This window comes from Microbacterium neimengense (assembly GCF_054782995.1).
This window is the reverse complement of record NZ_BAAGRK010000002.1, coordinates 227,426-244,169: the sequence shown is the minus strand read 5'-3', so window position 1 is coordinate 244,169 and position 16,744 is coordinate 227,426. Positions and strand designations below refer to the sequence as shown.

Below are 16,744 nucleotides of genomic sequence, written 5' to 3'. Positions count from 1 at the left end.
ATCGCCCGCACCGTGTTCCAACACACCGGCCACGACCCCGCCCGCATCACCGACGTCACCACCGCGGACTACTTCGCCAACGCCACGGGACCGATCGCGCCGCGGCCCAGCAACAGCATGCTCGCGCTCGACAAGCTCACCCGGACGGGTTTCCTGCCTGCCGCATCCCTCGACGCGCTCGCGGACTACCTGTCGCGCTGACGTCCGACCGATCGCGGGCGTGTGCCGTCCCGCCCTCTCACAGCTCCGAGTGAAGCGCCCAGACCCGCTCCGCGTGGTCGCGCCAGGAGAAGGCACGACCACGATCGGCGGCGCGCACCGCGTACCGCTTTCTGCTCTCGTCTGAGGCGAGCACCTGCCCGAGCGCGTCCGAGAAGGACTCGACCGGCGCGACCAGCGCGCCGTCGAGGAGCACCTCCTCGTGAACGTCCGATGCCATCGCCACGAGAGGCACGCCGATCGTCAGCGCCTCGACCGCTCTCCACGGGAACGCGCTGAGCGCCGAGGGCGCGATCACCGCCGTCGCGACGTCGAACACGGACGCGCGGTCGGGTGCGTCGAGGTGCGTGTGCACGCGGACGCGCTCGGCGGACAGCCCGGCAGCCGCGGCGAGGTCGAGCACCCGCTGCTCCGACCCGGGAAGCGCGTCCATCACCACGACGCCGCGATCGCAGCCGTGCGAGCCGATCGCAGAGAAGGCGGTGGCGAAGGCGGCGTCGTCGCACCGGGATCCGGCGACGACGATGACGTCCTCCCCGACGCCGAGTTCACGGCGCCGACCGACCGCATCCGCGGGAACGGCGAACTCGCGGGGCGCAGCACCCGGGATGACCCGCACACGCCCCGCCAGCCGCGGCGCGATCTCGGCGAGCTTGGCCGCGAGTGCATGCGTGGGAACGACGACGGCGTCTGCGAACTTCTCTGCGCGGCGCAGCAGCGCACGCTGCGAGGCCACCACGGCGCGGGGAAGATCGCCGGGGATCTCCCAGGCGCACAGCTCCCACAGCGTCACGACCGTCTGGTCGTTGTCGTTCACGCGATCGTGGCGCACCAACGGCGCGAGCGGACCCGGCGCATGGATGAGCCCACCGCCGATCCCCGGCGCGATCCCGAGCTGCCACGACGCGCTCAATGCGGGTCGTGCCAGAGGCGCGCGCCAGACGTCTGCCAAACCGGCGATCTCGGCCGCGGCACTCTCCGCGCCCGCCGGCACGATCGCACCGACGGCGCAGCCGCGCGGCGCGGTCGCCACGAGAGCGGCAGCGATCTCGCGCGCGGCGTCAGCGGCGTCCGGATCGACGACATCGATCAGCTGATCGAGCACGAGGCGGAGCGTGACGGTCATCCTTCGAGACTACCCATCCGTTCGCGCCCGCTTCTGAGAGGACGCCGCGCCGGTAGGCTGTCAGCCCTCCGGGGTCGGGGAGGGCGTCGGCGGATACAGGGCTTGCTGAACGATCTGATGCACCTTGTCGTAATCCGGATGGCGATCGTCGACACCGCCCTGCGGCGTCAGCTCGATAGAGGTGACCTGTTGCTCCTTGGCCTTGATGGCAAGCTCGACGAAGTACCCGAGCATGGTCTGCGGGATATCTGTCTTGACCAGGTGCGTGCCCGCCGCAGCGACGTCCTGGAACCGGCCGAGCACGTTGCCCGGCGTGAACTGGGCGAGGATCGCCTCCTGCAGCTGACGCTGGCGCAGCATCCGGTCCCAGTCGTTCGTCGTGTAGCGCGAACGGGCGTACCACTGGGCCGTGTCGCCGTCCATGTGCTGCTCACCGGGCTCGATCCACCCGATCGCCCACTCCTCTGCGCTCTGACCCTCGTAGGCGGGCCCGCCGCCCTTGGGCAGGCGCTCGGTGACGTTGATGTCGACGCCGCCCAGCGCATCGATCAGTGCGGCGAAACCGTCCATATCGATGAAGGCGTAGAACGGGATCTGGATGCCGAGGATCCCCTCTGCGGCGTCCTTCGTCGCCTCGACCCCGGGTTCGGAGCCGTTCGCGACCGCATCCGGGTAGATCGTGTTGCCGTCCTGGCAGACCTCGACCTCGGTCCGCAGCTGGTTGATACCGCTGCCCCACCCGCAGGTGGCGCTGGGGTGCGACTCGTGTCCGTTCGGATACTTGTCCTGCATCGGCCCCGGGGCGAACGGGAAGTTCGGCATGTCGCGCGGGATTCCGAAGATCGTGGTCGCGCCGGTGTCCGCATTGATCGAGACGACCGAGATGCTGTCGAAGCGCATGGAGTCGCGGCCTTCGCCGCTGTCGGCGCCGAGCAGCAGGATGTTGTAGTACCCGTCGACGGGCTCCACGGCGGGCCCGGTCTGCGTGAAGACCGTGCCGAGCGCGTCGCGTGCGGCTCCCACCGAGTTCGACGCCCAGACCGCCCCCGCGCTGGAGAGCACGAGCGCGCCGATGGCGACGATGGAAGTCGCCAGCCGCGCCCACGGCTGAACCTTCACGAGCCGGATGAGACGCAGGGTGTCGATCGTCAGGACGATCCACAGTCCGGCGTAGAGGAACAGGATCCCCTGCGCGATGAGCATGGGCACGGGTCGCAGCAGCGCGAGCCATCCCGGCACCCACGCGCCCGTGGCGAGATCGACGAAGGTACCGAGATCGACCAGTGCGACCGCCGCGCAGATGACGGCGAGCGCCCACAGCAGCAGCGTCGCGCCGAGGCCGAAGCGTCCGAGTCGGCGGTTGCCGGCCAGCGCCTGAGCGGAACCCGGGACCAGCAGGTTGAGCACCACGAGCCACCAGGCACGGCGCGTCATGACGGCACGCGACGAGCTGTCGGGATATCGCAGCGGATAGGGGTTCACCACCGGAGCCGCGGCCGCGCGCCGGCCGGGGCGAGGCGGGCTCACTGCGCTCACAGAGAATCCTTCAGCCGCTGGTTCTTCTGCTCGACGATCTGCTCGAGTTCCCGCGCGTACGCCTCCAGCCGATCGGCGATGGTTGCATCCGATGCACCCAGGATCCGCGCGGCGAGAAGCCCGGCATTGCGTGCCCCGCCGATCGAGACGGTCGCGACGGGGATCCCCGCCGGCATCTGGACGATGCTCAGCAGCGAGTCCAGTCCGTCCAGCGTCGCGAGCGGAACCGGGACCCCGATGACCGGGAGCGAGGTGACGGATGCGAGCATCCCGGGCAGGTGCGCCGCTCCGCCCGCGCCGGCGATGATCGCGCGCAGCCCGCGCGACCGCGCGTCGGCGCCGTAGCGGTGCAGCTTCGCTGGGGTGCGGTGGGCCGAGACGACCTCGACCTCGTGCGGGATGCCGAACTCGGTGAGAGCGGCCGAGGCCTCGTTCATCACACGCCAGTCGGAATCGGAGCCCATCACGACGCCGACCAGGGGCGCCTCGGAGGAATGCAGCGGCCGGGTCACCCGTCAAGGCTAGGCGGCATCACTGGAAGATCACCGCAACGGCGCGCGAGGTCGGAGCCGTCAGTCCAGGAAGTGCGCGGCGGCCGCCCTCGCCTCGTAGGCGACGTCGTCGAGGTCGTCGCCGGCGACGTTCACGTGCCCCACCTTGCGACCGGGACGCGGAGCCTTGCCGTAGGTGTGCACCTTGGCCGCCGGATGCGCGGACATCGCCGCATCGAAGCGATCCTCGAGCGTCCCCTCGGCCGGCCCGCCCAGGATGTTGATCATGACCGACCACGGCGAGCGCGCGTCCGCCGAGCCCAGCGGGAGATCGAGTACGGCGCGCAGATGCTGCTCGAACTGGCTCGTGACGGCGCCGTCCTGACTCCAGTGACCGCTGTTGTGCGGGCGCATCGCGAGCTCGTTGACGAGCAGTCGCTCATCGGTGGTCTCGAACAGCTCCACCGCGAGCATGCCGGTGACGCCGAGGCCCTCCGCGATAGCGACGCCGATGCGCTCGGCCTCCGCGGACAGCCGGCCCTGCGCACCGGGCGCGGGCGCCACGACCTCGGCGCAGACGCCGTCGCGCTGGACCGTCTCGACCACCGGGTACGCGACGATCTCGCCGGAGGGGCGCCGCGCGACCTGCTGCGCGAGCTCGCGACGGAAGTCGACGAGCTCCTCGACCAGGAGGGCTCCGCCACGGGCGTCCTCGGCGAGGGCGGTGAACCAGTCCTGCGCCTCGGTCGCCGCGGACACGACGCGCACCCCCTTGCCGTCGTAGCCGCCGCGCGGCGTCTTGACGACCGCGCGGCCACCGTGATCGTCGAGGAACTCCTGCAGCTGATCGGCGTTCTCCACGCGCGCCCAGTCGGGCTGGGGCATGCCGAGCTGCGTCAGCCGCTCGCGCATCTCGAGCTTGTCCTGGGCGAACCTCAGCGCATCGGGGCCAGGATGCACGGCGATGCCGTCGGCGACGAGCGCGCGCAGCACGTCCTGCGGCACGTGCTCGTGATCGAAGGTCAGCACATCCACGTCGCGGGCGAAGGCGCGAACCGTCTCGAGGTCGCGGTAGTCACCCACCGCCGTCGCGGCGAGTGCCGCGCTCATCCCCTCGGACTCGGCCAGCACGCGGATCTCGAGTCCGAGCTCCGCGGCCGGCGCGATCATCATCCGGGCAAGCTGTCCGCCGCCCACGACTCCCACGCGCACCGCCATGATTCCCCTTCCGGACGCTGACCATTCTTCCTCACGGCGGCGCCGACCGCGGGCGCCATGGGGACGGCAGCCGATCAGGCGGGGGCGCCGGGCGGCGCGGGAAGCGGCTGCGCATCGCGGTGGGCGAGGATCTGATTGACCTCGACCTGGTCGACGAGCACCTCGTGCACCAACTGCGCCTGCGGGATGCGGCGGATCACCAGAGGCTCGTCCACCCCGTCGTCGAGGATCAATGTCCCCGTGCGCCAGAGCCGCTGCAGAGGACCCCGCCGCACCGTGATGCGATAGCCGCGGACGTGGCTGAGCTCGCGCGAGCGGCGACCGAAGGCACCGGAGCGCTCGATGACGCGACGCGTCGTGACGGTGTAGGTGTGCGAGAGCCAGGCGAGATAGGGGATGACAACGAGAACCAGGACGACCACTCCCGCTGCCGCCAGCAGCATCCAGTCCTCGAACGGCGCCGGGAGGTTTCCCAGGAGGTATCCGACGGCTCCGGCGACCCCGATAAGCACGAGCGCGCACCAGAGGAGCCGACGGGCGTGCCGCCGCGTGCGCACGATACGACGCTCCGGCGCCGAGACACCGGGTGCGGGTGTCGGCGGGCGGACCCCGAATCCGGTCGGCTGCGTCACGCTCCCATTGTGCCCTGCGCCGTCGCGCACACGCTGCTCACACGCCCGCCGCCCGTCGACGGATGCGGCACTCAGCGCACGTGCGTGACGTCTCCCGCAGCCACCGGCACCTCTGCACCGCCGGCGGACACGACCAGTCGCCCCTCGGCATCGATGCGCTCGGCGCGACCTTCCAGCGTGGTGCCGTCCGGCAGCGATACCGCGACGTCGCCGCCCAGTGTCGTGCAGGTGGACTCGACGGCGGACTGCACGCCGGCCGCGACGGCGTCGCCGTCCGCGGCGATGAGAGCCGAGAGCAACTCGTCGAGCACGCTCAGGTAGTCCGCCAGCAGACGGTCCTCATCGGCGTCTTGGCCCAGAGCGGCGAAAGACACCGCCGTCGCCACGGGCAGGTCCACCCGCGGCATCCGCGTGTTCACCCCCGCACCCACCACGACCGCGTCGAACTCGCCGGGCACCGCCTCTGCCAGGATGCCGCAGATCTTCTGCCCCTCCACGAGCACATCGTTGGGCCATTTGAGCCCCACTGCCTGCGGGATGCCACGCAGCTGCGCGGCGATCGCGCGCGTCATCGCGACGCCCGCGATGAGGGGGATCCATCCCCGAGCGTGAACCGGCAGAGCGCCCACGCGCACCACGACCGAGACCGCGAGAGCGGTGCCCGCCGGTGTCACCCAGGTACGATCCAGCCGCCCGCGACCTCGGCGCTGATCAGTCGTCACGAGCACGGAGAGATGCGGCCACCCGGCGTCGTCCGCCAGGACGGCGGCGACCACATCCGCGTTGGTCGAGTCGGTCGTCTCGACGACCTGCACCCGGGGGCTGACGGCGGCGGCGAGCGGGTATCCATCGGCGGGGATCGGCATGCGCCACACCCTACTCGCGGGCCCGGATGACGCTCCCCCGTTGACAGCCGAGCCGCGCAGCTCACGGCGCCGACATCGGAGACAGACGACAGCGGATGCGGTACACACCTGTCGACACCCTCCAACGCCAGCGGAGGCGGCGCCGATAGGGTGGAACGCGTGACGGACAGCCCCGACCTCTCGACCACCGCCGGCAAGATCGCCGACCTGCGCCAGCGCTACCAGGAAGCGGTCGTCGACGCCGAGAAGAACGCCCAGACCAAGCAGCACGCGAAGGACAAGCTCACGGCGCGCGAGCGCATCGAGTTGCTCGTCGATCACGGCAGCTTCGTGGAGATGGACGAGTACGTGCGTCACCGCACGACGGCCTTCGGGATGGAGCGCTCGCGTCCGTACGGCGACTCCGTCGTGATCGGCACGGGCACCATCCACGGCCGCACGGTCGCGGTCTACGCGCAGGACTTCTCCACGTTCGGCGGCTCGCTCGGCGAAGTGGCGGGCGACAAGATCATCAAGATCATGGAGTTCGCGCTGCGGGCGGGCTGCCCCTGCATCGGCATCCTCGACTCGGGCGGCGCCCGCATCCAGGAGGGCGTGGTGGCGCTCGGCAAGTACGGCGAGATCTTCCGCCTGAACACCGCTGCCTCCGGCGTGATCCCGCAGATCTCGCTCATCATGGGCCCTGCGGCCGGTGGCGCCGTGTACTCCCCCGCGCTCACCGACTTCGTCATCATGGTGGACAAGACGAGCCAGATGTTCGTCACCGGCCCCGACGTCATCAAGACCGTCACGGGCGAGGACGTCGGGATGGAGGAGCTGGGCGGTGCCCTCACGCACAACACCCGCTCCGGAGTCGCGCATTACCTCGCCGAAGACGAGGACGACGCGATCGACTACGCCCGCACCCTGATCGGCTTCCTCCCCGACAACAACATGTCGGAGGTCCCGGGCTACGAGGGGGTCTTCGAGTTCGAGACGACGGATGCCGATCGCGCACTCAACACGGTCGTCCCCGACTCCCCCAACCAGCCCTACGACATCCACCAGGTCATCGAGCACGTGGTGGATGACGGCGAGTTCCTCGAAGTCCAGCCCCTGTTCGCGCCGAACATCGTGATCGGCTTCGGCCGTGTCGAGGGCCGCACGGTCGGCGTGATCGCCAACCAGCCCTCGCAGATGGCGGGCACGCTCAACATCGATGCGGGCGAGAAGGCGAGCCGCTTCGTGCGGTTCTGCGACGCGTTCTCGATCCCGATCGTCACGCTCGTGGACGTCCCGGGCTATCTGCCGGGCACCGACCAGGAGTGGACGGGCGTCATCCGCCGCGGCGCGAAGCTGCTCTACGCCTACGCCGAGGCGACGGTCCCCCTCGTCACCGTGATCCTGCGCAAGGCTTACGGCGGCGCCTACATCGTGATGGGCTCCAAGCAGCTCGGCGCTGACATCAACCTCGCCTGGCCCACCGCGGAGATCGCCGTCATGGGCGGACAGGGAGCGGTCAACATCCTCTATCGCGGCGAGATCAAGCGGGCCGAGGAGGCCGGAGAGGATGTCGCCGCGGTGCGCGCGCGCCTCGCGAACGAGTACACCTACAACGTGGCATCGCCCTTCCTCGCTGCGGAACGCGGCGAGCTGGACGGCATCATCGAACCGGCTCAGACCCGCGTCGCGATCGCGAAGGCGCTGCGCTCCCTGCGCGGCAAGCGTGCCAGCCTGCCGCCCAAGAAGCACGGGAACATCCCGCTATGACCCTCGAGGAACCCGGCGACGCGCTGCGAATCGAGGTGCGCAGGGGAAACCCCGACGATGTCGAGCTCGCCGCGGCGATCGCGGTGGTCGCCGCCGCCTACCGGCAGGAGGAGCAGGGCGCGGTGGCCGCGGAGCCGGCCCGGCGCTCCGGGTGGTCGATATCGCAGCGCGGGCTGCGACAGCCGCTGCGTCGCGACGCCGGATGGGGCGGATTCAGCGGCTGAGGCGCGCCGCAGCAGCGCCGTCGCGGGTGTCCCCCAAAGTACCTACAGACACCTCAGCACCCCCCTCGCATACTGGAGGAGCTGGAACGCATCTTCGCGTTCGATCGGCCCGTTGACCGTCAGGGTGCACCAACCGGGTTCGATCTTGCGGGTGGTTTTCGGGTAACCACTCGCCCGGAGACGAGGGGCGAGCGAATCGCCGCCCCTCGTCTCCTTTCCTTTTCCTGGTGCGCGGGGGCCCGGGTGCAGGATGACCGGTCTCAGCTCGCCGGGTGCTCGATCTCGCGCCAGAGATCGACGCTGTCCTCGTCGGACAGACCGAGCGTCGAGGAGGCGCGCCCGACGACGGTGACAGCCACCCGATCATCGGGCGAAGTGCGGATGTAGAGACGTTCGGATCGCGCCGAGCGCAGTGTCTGCGCGAGTTCGGCCCGGATGACGTGCAGCTGCTCCTCGGCGAGCCCGTCGAGGCCGCCCTCGTCGAACATGGTGACCATCGCACCGCGTCGGCGCGCCGCATCCAGCGCCTCGCGCACGTCGGCGTCCAGGAGGCGCGGTCCGCGCAGTTCATCGCGCAGCCGCCCTTCGGCGATGCGGGCATCGGTGCGCTCATCCTCGGAGAGGCGTCCGCCCGTCGCGATCGTGCGCGCCAGGACGGGACCGGCGACCGCCAGAGCGCGCTGCACCTGGATGCGACGCTCCCGCTGCTGGGAACCCTGCGCCGCTTGCACGGCCGATGCGGTGCGCTGCAGCTCGCCGAGCCTTTCGGTGTCGCGCGCCGCGCGGTCCAGCGCGAATGTGAAGAAGTGGGCTCCGGTGACCCAGACCACCGAACCCACCAATCCGAGACCGAGCGCGGGGATCGGCCCCAGGAGCACCATCGACCATCCCGCGAGCACGGCGGTGCCGCTCCACGCCGCCCATGGCCGGCGGCGGATGACGAGGATCGTCATGAGCGCGCCGAGTCCTCCGATGTACCAGGTGGCGTACTGCTCTGTGCGCGCCTCGGGCGGAATCGCCGTGGAGATGAGCGGCGGCAGCACCATGGAGACCAGGAGCGCCGCCACGCACAGCCACATGGGCAGCCGGTCGCTGCCCCGGGCGACGGTGATCTCCTGGCTGCGCGTGCGCAGTCCCGAGGTCATCCCCCAGAAGATGCAGAACCACGCCACGACGAGGAACAGGACCAGCGCCGTCCACAGCAGCAGCGGCTCGCGAACCGGACCGGTGACCCAGGAGGCGCGCGCGACGAGGAAGCCGGTGAAGGCGACACCGAGCATCATGACGACGAACCGGATGCTGATCACGGACGCACCGCCCGCCATGTCATCGTCACCTGGGTGCCTTCCTTGGAGGAGACCACCTCGGCGCTCCCGCCGAACGCGCTCACGCGGGCCAGGATGGAAGCACGGATGCCGAGCCGATCGGCCGGCACTTCGTCGATGTCGAACCCTGGCCCGCGGTCGGAGACGACGATGACGACGCGACCGGGCTCCGCGCTTCCGCTCACGCGCACCTCGAGCCCCGCACCCGCCGCGTGCTCCACCGCGTTGGAGATGGCTTGGGCTGCGGCGAGCACCAGCGCGCGCGCGACCCGACCGGGCACTTCAGGGGTGTCGGGGTCGAGGTCGACGACGAGTTCGGCCGGGCACTGCGCGTCGTCGATCGTCCGGCGGATGTCGGCCACGATCGCCTCGGCACGCACGGGCGCATCGCTGCCTTCGCCCACGTCTCGATCGGTGTTGGCCAGCCGGGTCAGCGCCTCGCGGGCCATGGACACCGCGAGGTCGCTCTCCCGGGGCGTGCGAGCGCGCTCCGCCGCCAGCAGCGCCGCCAGCACACTGTCGTGCATGAGGGCCGCCACCGCGACGCGTTCACGCTCGGTGGCGTTCACGGCGGCGGCTTGCGCGTACGAGCTCACGGCGCGCAGGCGCCGCTCGTCGATCGTCGAGGACGCGGTGCGAAAGGTCCACGCCAGCATCATGAGGACGCTGCCCAGGATGAGGGAGAACGAGGTGTCCAAGGACACCGCGATCCACGCATCGGCCACGAAGCGCAGCTCGATCATCCGGACGAGTCCGTACGCGAAGGGCAGGAGCACGGTGATCGCGACGTGCGCGGGCCGGGGGAACACGATGACGCTCGCCACCGTGGCGACGGTCACCAGGAAGTAGATCCACGGTTGATACGTGATCGCCGTCTCGGACCCGGCCGTCGCCCACGGCCAGACGGCGAGGGCGGCCGTGTAGGCGACGACGAAGAAACGGCCGCCGAAGAGCGTGAAGCGACCGCTGAAGAACGTGATCTCCATCACCACGAAGGGGACGAAGACCACGAGCATGAGAGCGAGCCCCCACCCGTCCCGGACATCCTTCGAGCCCAGGGCCGCGAAGAAGGCCTGGGCGCCGAGCGCTCCGAACGCGAGCGCCACCGACACGGCCATGACACGCTCGACGCGCTCCCGCGTGAACGAGGCGATGCCGGGGATGCCGGTGCTCTCGAGCTCGTCCCGGAGGACGCGTAACGGTCGGCTATCGGTCATGGGCGCCCACGGAATGCTCCGTGAGCAGTCCGTCCTCCAGCGCACGCCGCAGCAAGTCGACTTTGGTGGGGGCGGGTCTGCCGACCTCCACGTACTTCACGCGGATGCGCGTGATGTTCTCCTTCGCCGTCGAGAAGGCGATGCCCAGCCGATCGGCCACGATCTTCAGCGGGAGTCCCGCGGCGTACAGCTTGAGCACCTCGCGTTCGCGGGTCGACAGCTGAGCGTCGGCGAAGGCGCGGTCTCCCTCGATCGCGCTCGCCCACTCGACGGTGTTCAGCACGTCCCCTCTGGCCACCGTCGCGATCGCTCCCACGACGTCCGAGATCGGCGAGGCTTTGCTGATGACGCCTACAGCCCCCGCGAGCAGGGCTTCGCGTACGGATGCGGGCCGATCGGCGACGCTGTAGATGATCACCGCCGAGCCGTCGCCCGTGAGCCGGGTGACGTTCTCGGAGACCGTGGTTCCGTCCCCGAGCGTGAGGTCCAGCACCACGACGTCCGCCTGCGCGCCCCCGTCCGCACGCCAGGCCAGGTAGGAGGTGACCGACGCGCCCGAGTAGACGACATCGGTCGTGCCGGTGCGCGCACAGGCGGCCTCCACCCCGAGCCGCACCGACTCGTGGTCGTCGATGAAGGCGACGCGCGTCATGCGCTCATGCTAGCCGTGTGCCCGTCCGCCGAAGGGCCGCGACCGCTTCGACGTGGTGGGAGTGCGGGAACAGGTCGACCGCGCGTACCGTCTGGGCCTCGTACCCGTGCAGACGGAACTCCGCGAGGTCCCGCGCGAGAGCCACCGGGTCGCATGCGACGTAGACGATGGTGTCGGGCTCGAGACCGGCGATCGCGCGGGCCGTGTCCTTGCCCGCGCCCGAGCGCGGCGGGTCGAGCACGACGACGCCCCGCGCGAGTCTGGCGCGCTGATCGATGCTCGCGTCGTTCGCGAGCTCGGCCACCCAGCGCTCCACGCGCGCTGTCTCGGCCCTCGCCCCCGCCCACGGTGCCAGGTTGTGCCGGGCGTGCTCGGTGGCGCGGGCGTTGGACTCCACGCTCGTGATGCGGGCGGACGGCCCCGCGGCGTCCCCGATCGCCGCCGCGAGCAATCCGACGCCGCCGTACAGGTCCAGGTGCCATCCCTCCGGGTCGACCCCGACGGCGTGGAGAGCGTCGCCCACGAGGGTCGTCAGCGTGTGCGCGGCCAGGCGGTGCACCTGCCAGAAGCCCCCCGCATCCACCCGGAACGCCCGATCTCCCACGCGCTCGGTGACGACCTCGGGACGCGGAAGGCGCTCACGCGCGTCCGGCCGCGCGATCACCCGCACCCGGCCGTCGGCGGGCTGGACGAGATCCACGCGCCCCGGCCGCGCACCCGACAGCCCCGCCGCCTCATCCGCGATGGCGGAGGTCGCGAGCGGCAGCTCGCGAACCGGCACGACGCGGTGGCTGCGTGCGCCGAAGGGACCGATGCTCCCCTCCGCGTCGACGTGCAGACTCACCCGCGTACGCCAGCCGGTGCCGTCCGCACTCTCGGCGTCACCGGTCGCGCTCGGCAGTGCCGGCTCCATCGTCGCCGGAAGCGACAGCCGTCCGATGCGCGCCAGAGCGTCCTCGAGCACGCGGAGCTTGAGGGCCCGCTGCTCCGACAGGACGATGTGGCCGAAGTCCGCGCCTCCGGGCCGGTTCTCGGCGGGCACCGAAAGGTCTGCCTGTGCCCAGACATGCGGCTGCCGGTGCGGCGATGCCTCGAGAACCTCGACGACCTCCGCCCGCCAGAAGGACTTCTTCGACGTATCGGTCAGGCGCGCGCGCACATGCTCGCCCGGCAACGTGTCCGGCACGAAGACGACGCGTCGCTCGTCACCGTGCCGCGCGACGAAGACGCCGCCGTGGGCGACATCGGTGATCTCGAGCTCGAGGTGCGTTCCGGCATCCATCCTTCGAGCTTTGCACACGCCCGCTCTCGGGCACCCGGCGTCGACGTGCACCGCCGGCGGCCCGCGGCGCGCGACCGTCTACCGTGGAGGGATGCGCGTGCTCCTGGCTTCGACATCGCCCGCCCGACTCATGCTGCTTCGCCAGGCAGGGATCGACCCGCGCACCACCGCCCCCGATGTCGACGAAGAGGCGGTGATCGCCGCCGTCGAGGCTGCGGAGAAACGTATGCTCACTCCCGCCGAGCATGTGCTGCTGCTCGCCCGTCGCAAGGCCGCGGCGGTCGTCGCGGCGCTCGAAGCGGACGGGGAGGACTTCGACGGCGTCGTCCTCGGCGGCGACTCGATGTTCGAGCTCGACGGCGAGATCCTGGGCAAGCCCTACACGCCCGAGGCCGCAACGGCCCGGTGGCACGACATGCGCGGCCGCACGGGTGTGCTGCATTCGGGCCACAGCGTGATCCGGCTCGCCCCCGGCACAGCTCCCGTCGAGGCGCACGCCGTCGCCGCCGCCTCCGTGAGCTTCGCCGCGGACGTCACGGATGCGGAGATCGCCGCCTACGTCGCCACGGGCGAACCGCTGCTCGTCGCCGGCGCCTTCACGATCGACAGCCTCGGTGGCCCCTTCATCACGCGCGTCGAGGGCGATCCGTCGACGGTCGTTGGAATGTCGCTGTCGACGCTGCGGACCCTGTGCCGCGAGCTCGGGGTGACGTGGACCGATCTGTGGGGACCCTCCACCGACTGAACCCGCGTCGGGACGGTTGTAGGTTCTCCCGAACAGATTTATTTGTTCTTGTGGAGTTCGGTCAAAAAGACACGGCAACCTCTCGCTAGGCTGGCACTCATGCCTCGCATCGCCAAGGTCCTCATCGCGAACCGCGGCGAGATCGCCGTACGCATCATCCGTGCCGCTCGTGACGCCGGGATCGCCTCCGTCGCGGTCTACTCCGACCAGGATCGGGATGCGCTTCACGTGCGTCTCGCCGACGAGGCCTACGCCCTCGATGGCACCACCGGCGCCGAGACCTACCTCTCGATCGAGAAGATCCTCTCCGTCCTCCGCCGTGCCGGCGCCGACGCGGTGCACCCGGGATACGGCTTCCTCGCCGAGAACGCGGACTTCGCCCGCGCGGTGATCGGCGCAGGCGCCACCTGGATCGGCCCCTCGCCCGACGCCATCGAGGCGCTCGGCGACAAGGTCACCGCCCGCCATGTCGCCGAGAAGGTCGGCGCCCCGCTCGCCCCGGGAACCCCCGGCCCCGTCTCGGGCGCCGACGAGGTCATCGCCTTCGCCCAGCAGTACGGACTGCCCATCGCCATCAAGGCCGCCTACGGCGGCGGCGGCCGAGGCCTCAAGGTCGCGCGCGAGCTCGACGAGGTCGCGGAGCTCTTCGAGTCCGCCACTCGCGAGGCGATCACCTCGTTCGGACGCGGCGAGTGCTTCGTCGAGAAGTACCTCGACAAGCCGCGCCACGTCGAGACGCAGTGCCTGGCGGATGCGGCGGGCAACGTCGTCGTGATCTCCACGCGCGACTGCTCGCTGCAGCGCCGCCACCAGAAGCTCGTCGAGGAGGCGCCGGCGCCGTTCCTGACCGAGGAGCAGAACCGCATCCTCTATGAGTCCTCCAAGGCCATCCTGCGCGAGGTCGGCTACCTCGGTGCCGGCACCTGCGAGTTCCTCATCGGCGCGGACGGGACGATCTCCTTCCTCGAGGTCAACACCCGCCTGCAGGTCGAGCACACGGTCTCCGAGGAGGTCACCGGCATCGACCTCGTCCGCGAGCAGTTCCGCATCGCCGAGGGCGAGCTGATCGGCTACGACGACCCGGCCCCCATCGGCCACTCGATCGAGTTCCGCATCAACGGCGAGGACCCGGGACGGGGCTTTCTCCCCCAGCCCGGTCCGGTGAAGGTCTTCAAGACCTTCGGCGGCCCCGGCATCCGTCTCGATTCGGGTGTCACCGCGGGCGACGTCGTCTCGGGCGCGTTCGACTCGCTGCTGGCGAAGCTGATCGTCACGGGCCGTGATCGCGCGGAGGCGCTCGCCCGGGCGCGTCGCGCCCTCGACGAGTTCGAGGTCGCGGGCCTGCCCACCGTCATCCCGTTCCACCGTGACGTCGTGCGTCAGCCGGCCTTCACCGCCGAAGACGGCGTTTTCGGCGTCTACACGCGCTGGATCGAGACCGAGTACGTGAACGAGATCCCCGCGTGGGACGGCGAGCTCGGCGACATCGCGCAGCCCGAGCAGCGGCACACGGTCGTCGTCGAGGTCGGCGGGAAGCGCCTCGAGGTGAGCCTGCCCGACCGGATCGCCGCAGCACCTGCGCAGACCGGTCGCCCCGCCGCGGTGCCGCCGTCACGTCGCTCGCACCAGACCACCGCCAACGCGGGCGCTTCGGGCGATGCCGTGAAGGCGCCGATGCAGGCGACGATCGTCAAGATCGCGGTCTCTGAGGGTCAGCAGGTCGTCAAGGGCGACCTCGTCGTCGTCCTCGAGGCGATGAAGATGGAACAGCCCATCCAGGCCCACAAGGACGGCGTGGTCGGCGCGATCAACGCCGCCGCCGGCACCACGGTCTCCGCGGGGCACCAACTCCTGACCATCAATTGACCCGCCCGGGCCACCCGCCCGGGTGCCCGAGTTGCGTCGCATGTGCGCAGAAGTGTGGCGGCAACGACGCAAGAGCGCGGCGCGGTGACGTCGGCGGATGCGGCACGGGGCCGCATCCGGATCAGTCCTCGTCTTCGGTGGCCGGCTCGATCACGTGCATGGCGCGCATCGCGTCGGTCACGGATCCCGACAGCGACGGGTACACCGTGAACACCCGCGACACCTGGTCGACGGTCAGACGGCGCTCCACGGCGATGGCGATCGGATAGATGAGATCGGATGCGCGCGGGCCGACGATCGTGCCGCCGATGACCGTTCCGCTCCCCTCGCGCGCGATGATCTTGACGAAGCCGTCCTTGATGCCCATCATCTTGGCCCGCGGGTTGGCCGCGAGCGGCATCTTGCACACGACGCCGTTGATGGCACCGTCGCGGATGTCCTTCTCCTGCCAGCCGACCGTCGCGATCTCCGGCGCGGTGAAGATGTTGGCGGCGATGCGTCGCTGCTCGAGCGGGATGACGACGTCGCCGAGGGCGTGGAAGATCCCCGTGCGCCCCTGCATCGCGGCGACGGAGGCGAGCGGAACGAAGGTCGTGCAGTCCCCCGCCGCGTAGATGTTGGGCACCGAGGTGCGCGCGACGCGGTTGACCCGGATGTGGCCGGACTCCGTCGTCTCGACACCGGCCTCCTCGAGGCCGATGCCCGTCGTGTTCGGGATGGATCCCACGGCCATGAGACAGTGGCTGCCCTCGATCGTGCGGCCGTCGGCGAGGGTCACACGGACGCCGTCACCGGTGTTCTCGGCACGCTCGGCACGCGCCTTGGCCAGCAGCGTCATGCCGCCGCGCGCGAACACCTTCTCGAGCACGGCCGCCGCGTCCGCATCCTCACCGGGAAGAACCTGGTCACGACTGGAGACCAGTGTCACCTTGGCGCCGAGGTTCATGTAGGCGGAGGCGAACTCCGCACCCGTCACGCCCGAGCCCACGACGATCAGGTGCTCGGGAATGGTCTTCATGTCGTAGAGCTGGGTCCACGTGAGGATGCGTTCGCCGTCGGGCTTCGCGGTGGCGAGCTGACGCGGGGAGGCGCCGACCGAGACGACGAGCGTGTCGGCCTCCACCCGGTCGAAGTCCGTGCCGCCTGGGCCGGTGGAGGCGACCACGGCGCCGGGGCCGTCGAGGCGGCCGTGGCCCGAGATGATGCGGACGCCGGCGGACACCAGCGAGGCGCGCATGTCGTCGGACTGCTGACGGGCGAGTGAGAGCAGCCGCTTGTTCACGGCGGCGAGGTTGATCGCCACCTGCGGCTGCAGGGGCTTGCCGGTGCCGTCCTTCGCGAACAGCTGTACGCCCAGATCGCTCGCCCCGGCGATGGCGACGGCCGCATCCGCCGTCGCGATGAGGGATTTCGAGGGAACGACGTCCGTGATGACCGCCGAGCCGCCCACGCCGGCGCGTTCCACGAGCGTCACCTCCGCTCCCAGCTGGGCCGCCGCCAGCGCTGCTTCGTAGCCGCCCGGGCCACCACCGATGATCGCGACGCGCTGGGCGCTCTCGAAGCTCGCAGACATGGTGCTCATTCTCTCCCGCGACA

General features: G+C 70.5%; 15 protein-coding genes and 1 pseudogene. 5 read left to right on the top strand and 11 right to left on the bottom strand.

All coding sequences use genetic code 11. From position 1 onward, the window contains the following. Window positions 1–201, top strand: a pseudogene (locus tag ACYVJS_RS02555) (dTDP-4-dehydrorhamnose reductase); the annotation flags it as partial. A 37-nt stretch (window positions 202–238) separates the two neighbouring features. Here the strand turns inward: ACYVJS_RS02555 and ACYVJS_RS02550 are convergent. The 6 genes from ACYVJS_RS02550 to ACYVJS_RS02525 form a co-directional block, all read right to left on the bottom strand. After that, window positions 239–1,345 carry a glycosyltransferase gene (locus ACYVJS_RS02550; protein ID WP_460737480.1) on the bottom strand — a complete coding sequence of 369 codons (1,107 nt, stop codon included), beginning with the start codon at window positions 1,343–1,345 and terminating at the stop codon, window positions 239–241. 60 nt (window positions 1,346–1,405) lie between these two features. Then, complete coding sequence (locus ACYVJS_RS02545) at window positions 1,406–2,881, bottom strand: LCP family protein (protein WP_460737478.1); 1,476 nt, start codon at window positions 2,879–2,881, stop codon at window positions 1,406–1,408. Further along, window positions 2,878–3,345: a 5-(carboxyamino)imidazole ribonucleotide mutase gene (gene purE / locus ACYVJS_RS02540; RefSeq protein ID WP_460737492.1), complete on the bottom strand. Its 468-nt coding sequence runs from the start codon at window positions 3,343–3,345 to the stop codon at window positions 2,878–2,880. The genes ACYVJS_RS02545 and purE overlap by 4 nt, the downstream gene beginning before the upstream one ends. Before the next feature lie 108 nt (window positions 3,346–3,453). Continuing rightward, the gene (locus tag ACYVJS_RS02535; RefSeq protein ID WP_460737476.1) at window positions 3,454–4,590 is read right to left on the bottom strand and encodes a 5-(carboxyamino)imidazole ribonucleotide synthase; all 1,137 of its coding nucleotides are present in this window, start codon (window positions 4,588–4,590) and stop codon (window positions 3,454–3,456) included. Window positions 4,591–4,664: 74 nt separating this feature from the next. Continuing rightward, the gene (locus ACYVJS_RS02530) at window positions 4,665–5,222 is read right to left on the bottom strand and encodes a PH domain-containing protein (RefSeq protein ID WP_460737474.1); all 558 of its coding nucleotides are present in this window, start codon (window positions 5,220–5,222) and stop codon (window positions 4,665–4,667) included. A 71-nt stretch (window positions 5,223–5,293) separates the two neighbouring features. After that, window positions 5,294–6,088 (bottom strand): biotin--[acetyl-CoA-carboxylase] ligase, encoded by a 795-nt coding sequence (locus tag ACYVJS_RS02525; RefSeq protein WP_460737472.1) that lies wholly within the window; start codon window positions 6,086–6,088, stop codon window positions 5,294–5,296. Window positions 6,089–6,247: 159 nt separating this feature from the next. Here ACYVJS_RS02525 and ACYVJS_RS02520 point away from each other — a divergent pair, with 159 nt between their 5' ends. Continuing rightward, a complete protein-coding gene (locus ACYVJS_RS02520; protein WP_460737470.1) occupies window positions 6,248–7,837 on the top strand; it encodes an acyl-CoA carboxylase subunit beta in 1,590 nt (529 codons plus the stop codon). Further along, window positions 7,834–8,061, top strand: a complete 228-nt coding sequence (locus ACYVJS_RS02515) for an acyl-CoA carboxylase epsilon subunit (protein ID WP_460737468.1) — start codon at window positions 7,834–7,836, stop codon at window positions 8,059–8,061. The genes ACYVJS_RS02520 and ACYVJS_RS02515 overlap by 4 nt, the downstream gene beginning before the upstream one ends. Before the next feature lie 260 nt (window positions 8,062–8,321). Here the strand turns inward: ACYVJS_RS02515 and ACYVJS_RS02510 are convergent, their stop codons facing one another. From ACYVJS_RS02510 to ACYVJS_RS02495, 4 genes are read right to left on the bottom strand one after another with little or no spacing between them, the layout of a single operon-like run. Beyond that, the gene (locus tag ACYVJS_RS02510) at window positions 8,322–9,368 is read right to left on the bottom strand and encodes a hypothetical protein (RefSeq protein WP_460737466.1); all 1,047 of its coding nucleotides are present in this window, start codon (window positions 9,366–9,368) and stop codon (window positions 8,322–8,324) included. After that, window positions 9,365–10,603, bottom strand: coding sequence for a sensor histidine kinase (locus ACYVJS_RS02505; RefSeq protein ID WP_460737464.1), 1,239 nt, complete (start codon window positions 10,601–10,603; stop codon window positions 9,365–9,367). Before ACYVJS_RS02505 ends, ACYVJS_RS02510 begins: the two co-directional genes overlap by 4 nt. After that, complete coding sequence (locus tag ACYVJS_RS02500; protein ID WP_460737462.1) at window positions 10,593–11,255, bottom strand: response regulator; 663 nt, start codon at window positions 11,253–11,255, stop codon at window positions 10,593–10,595. Before ACYVJS_RS02500 ends, ACYVJS_RS02505 begins: the two co-directional genes overlap by 11 nt. A 4-nt stretch (window positions 11,256–11,259) precedes the next feature. Then, window positions 11,260–12,537 (bottom strand): class I SAM-dependent RNA methyltransferase, encoded by a 1,278-nt coding sequence (locus ACYVJS_RS02495; RefSeq protein WP_460737460.1) that lies wholly within the window; start codon window positions 12,535–12,537, stop codon window positions 11,260–11,262. A gap of 91 nt (window positions 12,538–12,628) precedes the next feature. Between ACYVJS_RS02495 and ACYVJS_RS02490 the strand changes: the two genes are divergently transcribed. Further along, window positions 12,629–13,282 carry a Maf family protein gene (locus ACYVJS_RS02490; RefSeq protein WP_460737458.1) on the top strand — a complete coding sequence of 218 codons (654 nt, stop codon included), beginning with the start codon at window positions 12,629–12,631 and terminating at the stop codon, window positions 13,280–13,282. Between the two features lie 99 nt (window positions 13,283–13,381). After that, window positions 13,382–15,148: an acetyl/propionyl/methylcrotonyl-CoA carboxylase subunit alpha gene (locus ACYVJS_RS02485; RefSeq protein WP_460737456.1), complete on the top strand. Its 1,767-nt coding sequence runs from the start codon at window positions 13,382–13,384 to the stop codon at window positions 15,146–15,148. 121 nt (window positions 15,149–15,269) lie between these two features. On the opposite strand, the gene ACYVJS_RS02480 is transcribed toward ACYVJS_RS02485, so the two are convergent. After that, window positions 15,270–16,730 (bottom strand): NAD(P)H-quinone dehydrogenase, encoded by a 1,461-nt coding sequence (locus ACYVJS_RS02480; protein WP_460737454.1) that lies wholly within the window; start codon window positions 16,728–16,730, stop codon window positions 15,270–15,272. Window positions 16,731–16,744 lie beyond the last annotated feature (14 nt).

Bases quoted from the DNA above. Each gene is read 5' to 3' on its own strand.
- ACYVJS_RS02550 (WP_460737480.1), bottom strand. From the start codon at position 1,345: ATGACCGTCACGCTCCGCCTCGTGCTCGATCAGCTGATCGATGTCGTC.
- purE (WP_460737492.1), bottom strand. From the start codon at position 3,345: ATGGGCTCCGATTCCGACTGGCGTGTGATGAACGAGGCCTCGGCCGCT.
- ACYVJS_RS02535 (WP_460737476.1), bottom strand. From the start codon at position 4,590: ATGGCGGTGCGCGTGGGAGTCGTGGGCGGCGGACAGCTTGCCCGGATG.
- ACYVJS_RS02525 (WP_460737472.1), bottom strand. From the start codon at position 6,088: ATGCCGATCCCCGCCGATGGATACCCGCTCGCCGCCGCCGTCAGCCCC.
- ACYVJS_RS02515 (WP_460737468.1), top strand. From the start codon at position 7,834: ATGACCCTCGAGGAACCCGGCGACGCGCTGCGAATCGAGGTGCGCAGG.
- ACYVJS_RS02505 (WP_460737464.1), bottom strand. From the start codon at position 10,603: ATGACCGATAGCCGACCGTTACGCGTCCTCCGGGACGAGCTCGAGAGC.
- ACYVJS_RS02500 (WP_460737462.1), bottom strand. From the start codon at position 11,255: ATGACGCGCGTCGCCTTCATCGACGACCACGAGTCGGTGCGGCTCGGG.
- ACYVJS_RS02495 (WP_460737460.1), bottom strand. From the start codon at position 12,537: ATGGATGCCGGAACGCACCTCGAGCTCGAGATCACCGATGTCGCCCAC.
- ACYVJS_RS02490 (WP_460737458.1), top strand. From the start codon at position 12,629: ATGCGCGTGCTCCTGGCTTCGACATCGCCCGCCCGACTCATGCTGCTT.
- ACYVJS_RS02485 (WP_460737456.1), top strand. From the start codon at position 13,382: ATGCCTCGCATCGCCAAGGTCCTCATCGCGAACCGCGGCGAGATCGCC.
- ACYVJS_RS02480 (WP_460737454.1), bottom strand. From the start codon at position 16,730: ATGAGCACCATGTCTGCGAGCTTCGAGAGCGCCCAGCGCGTCGCGATC.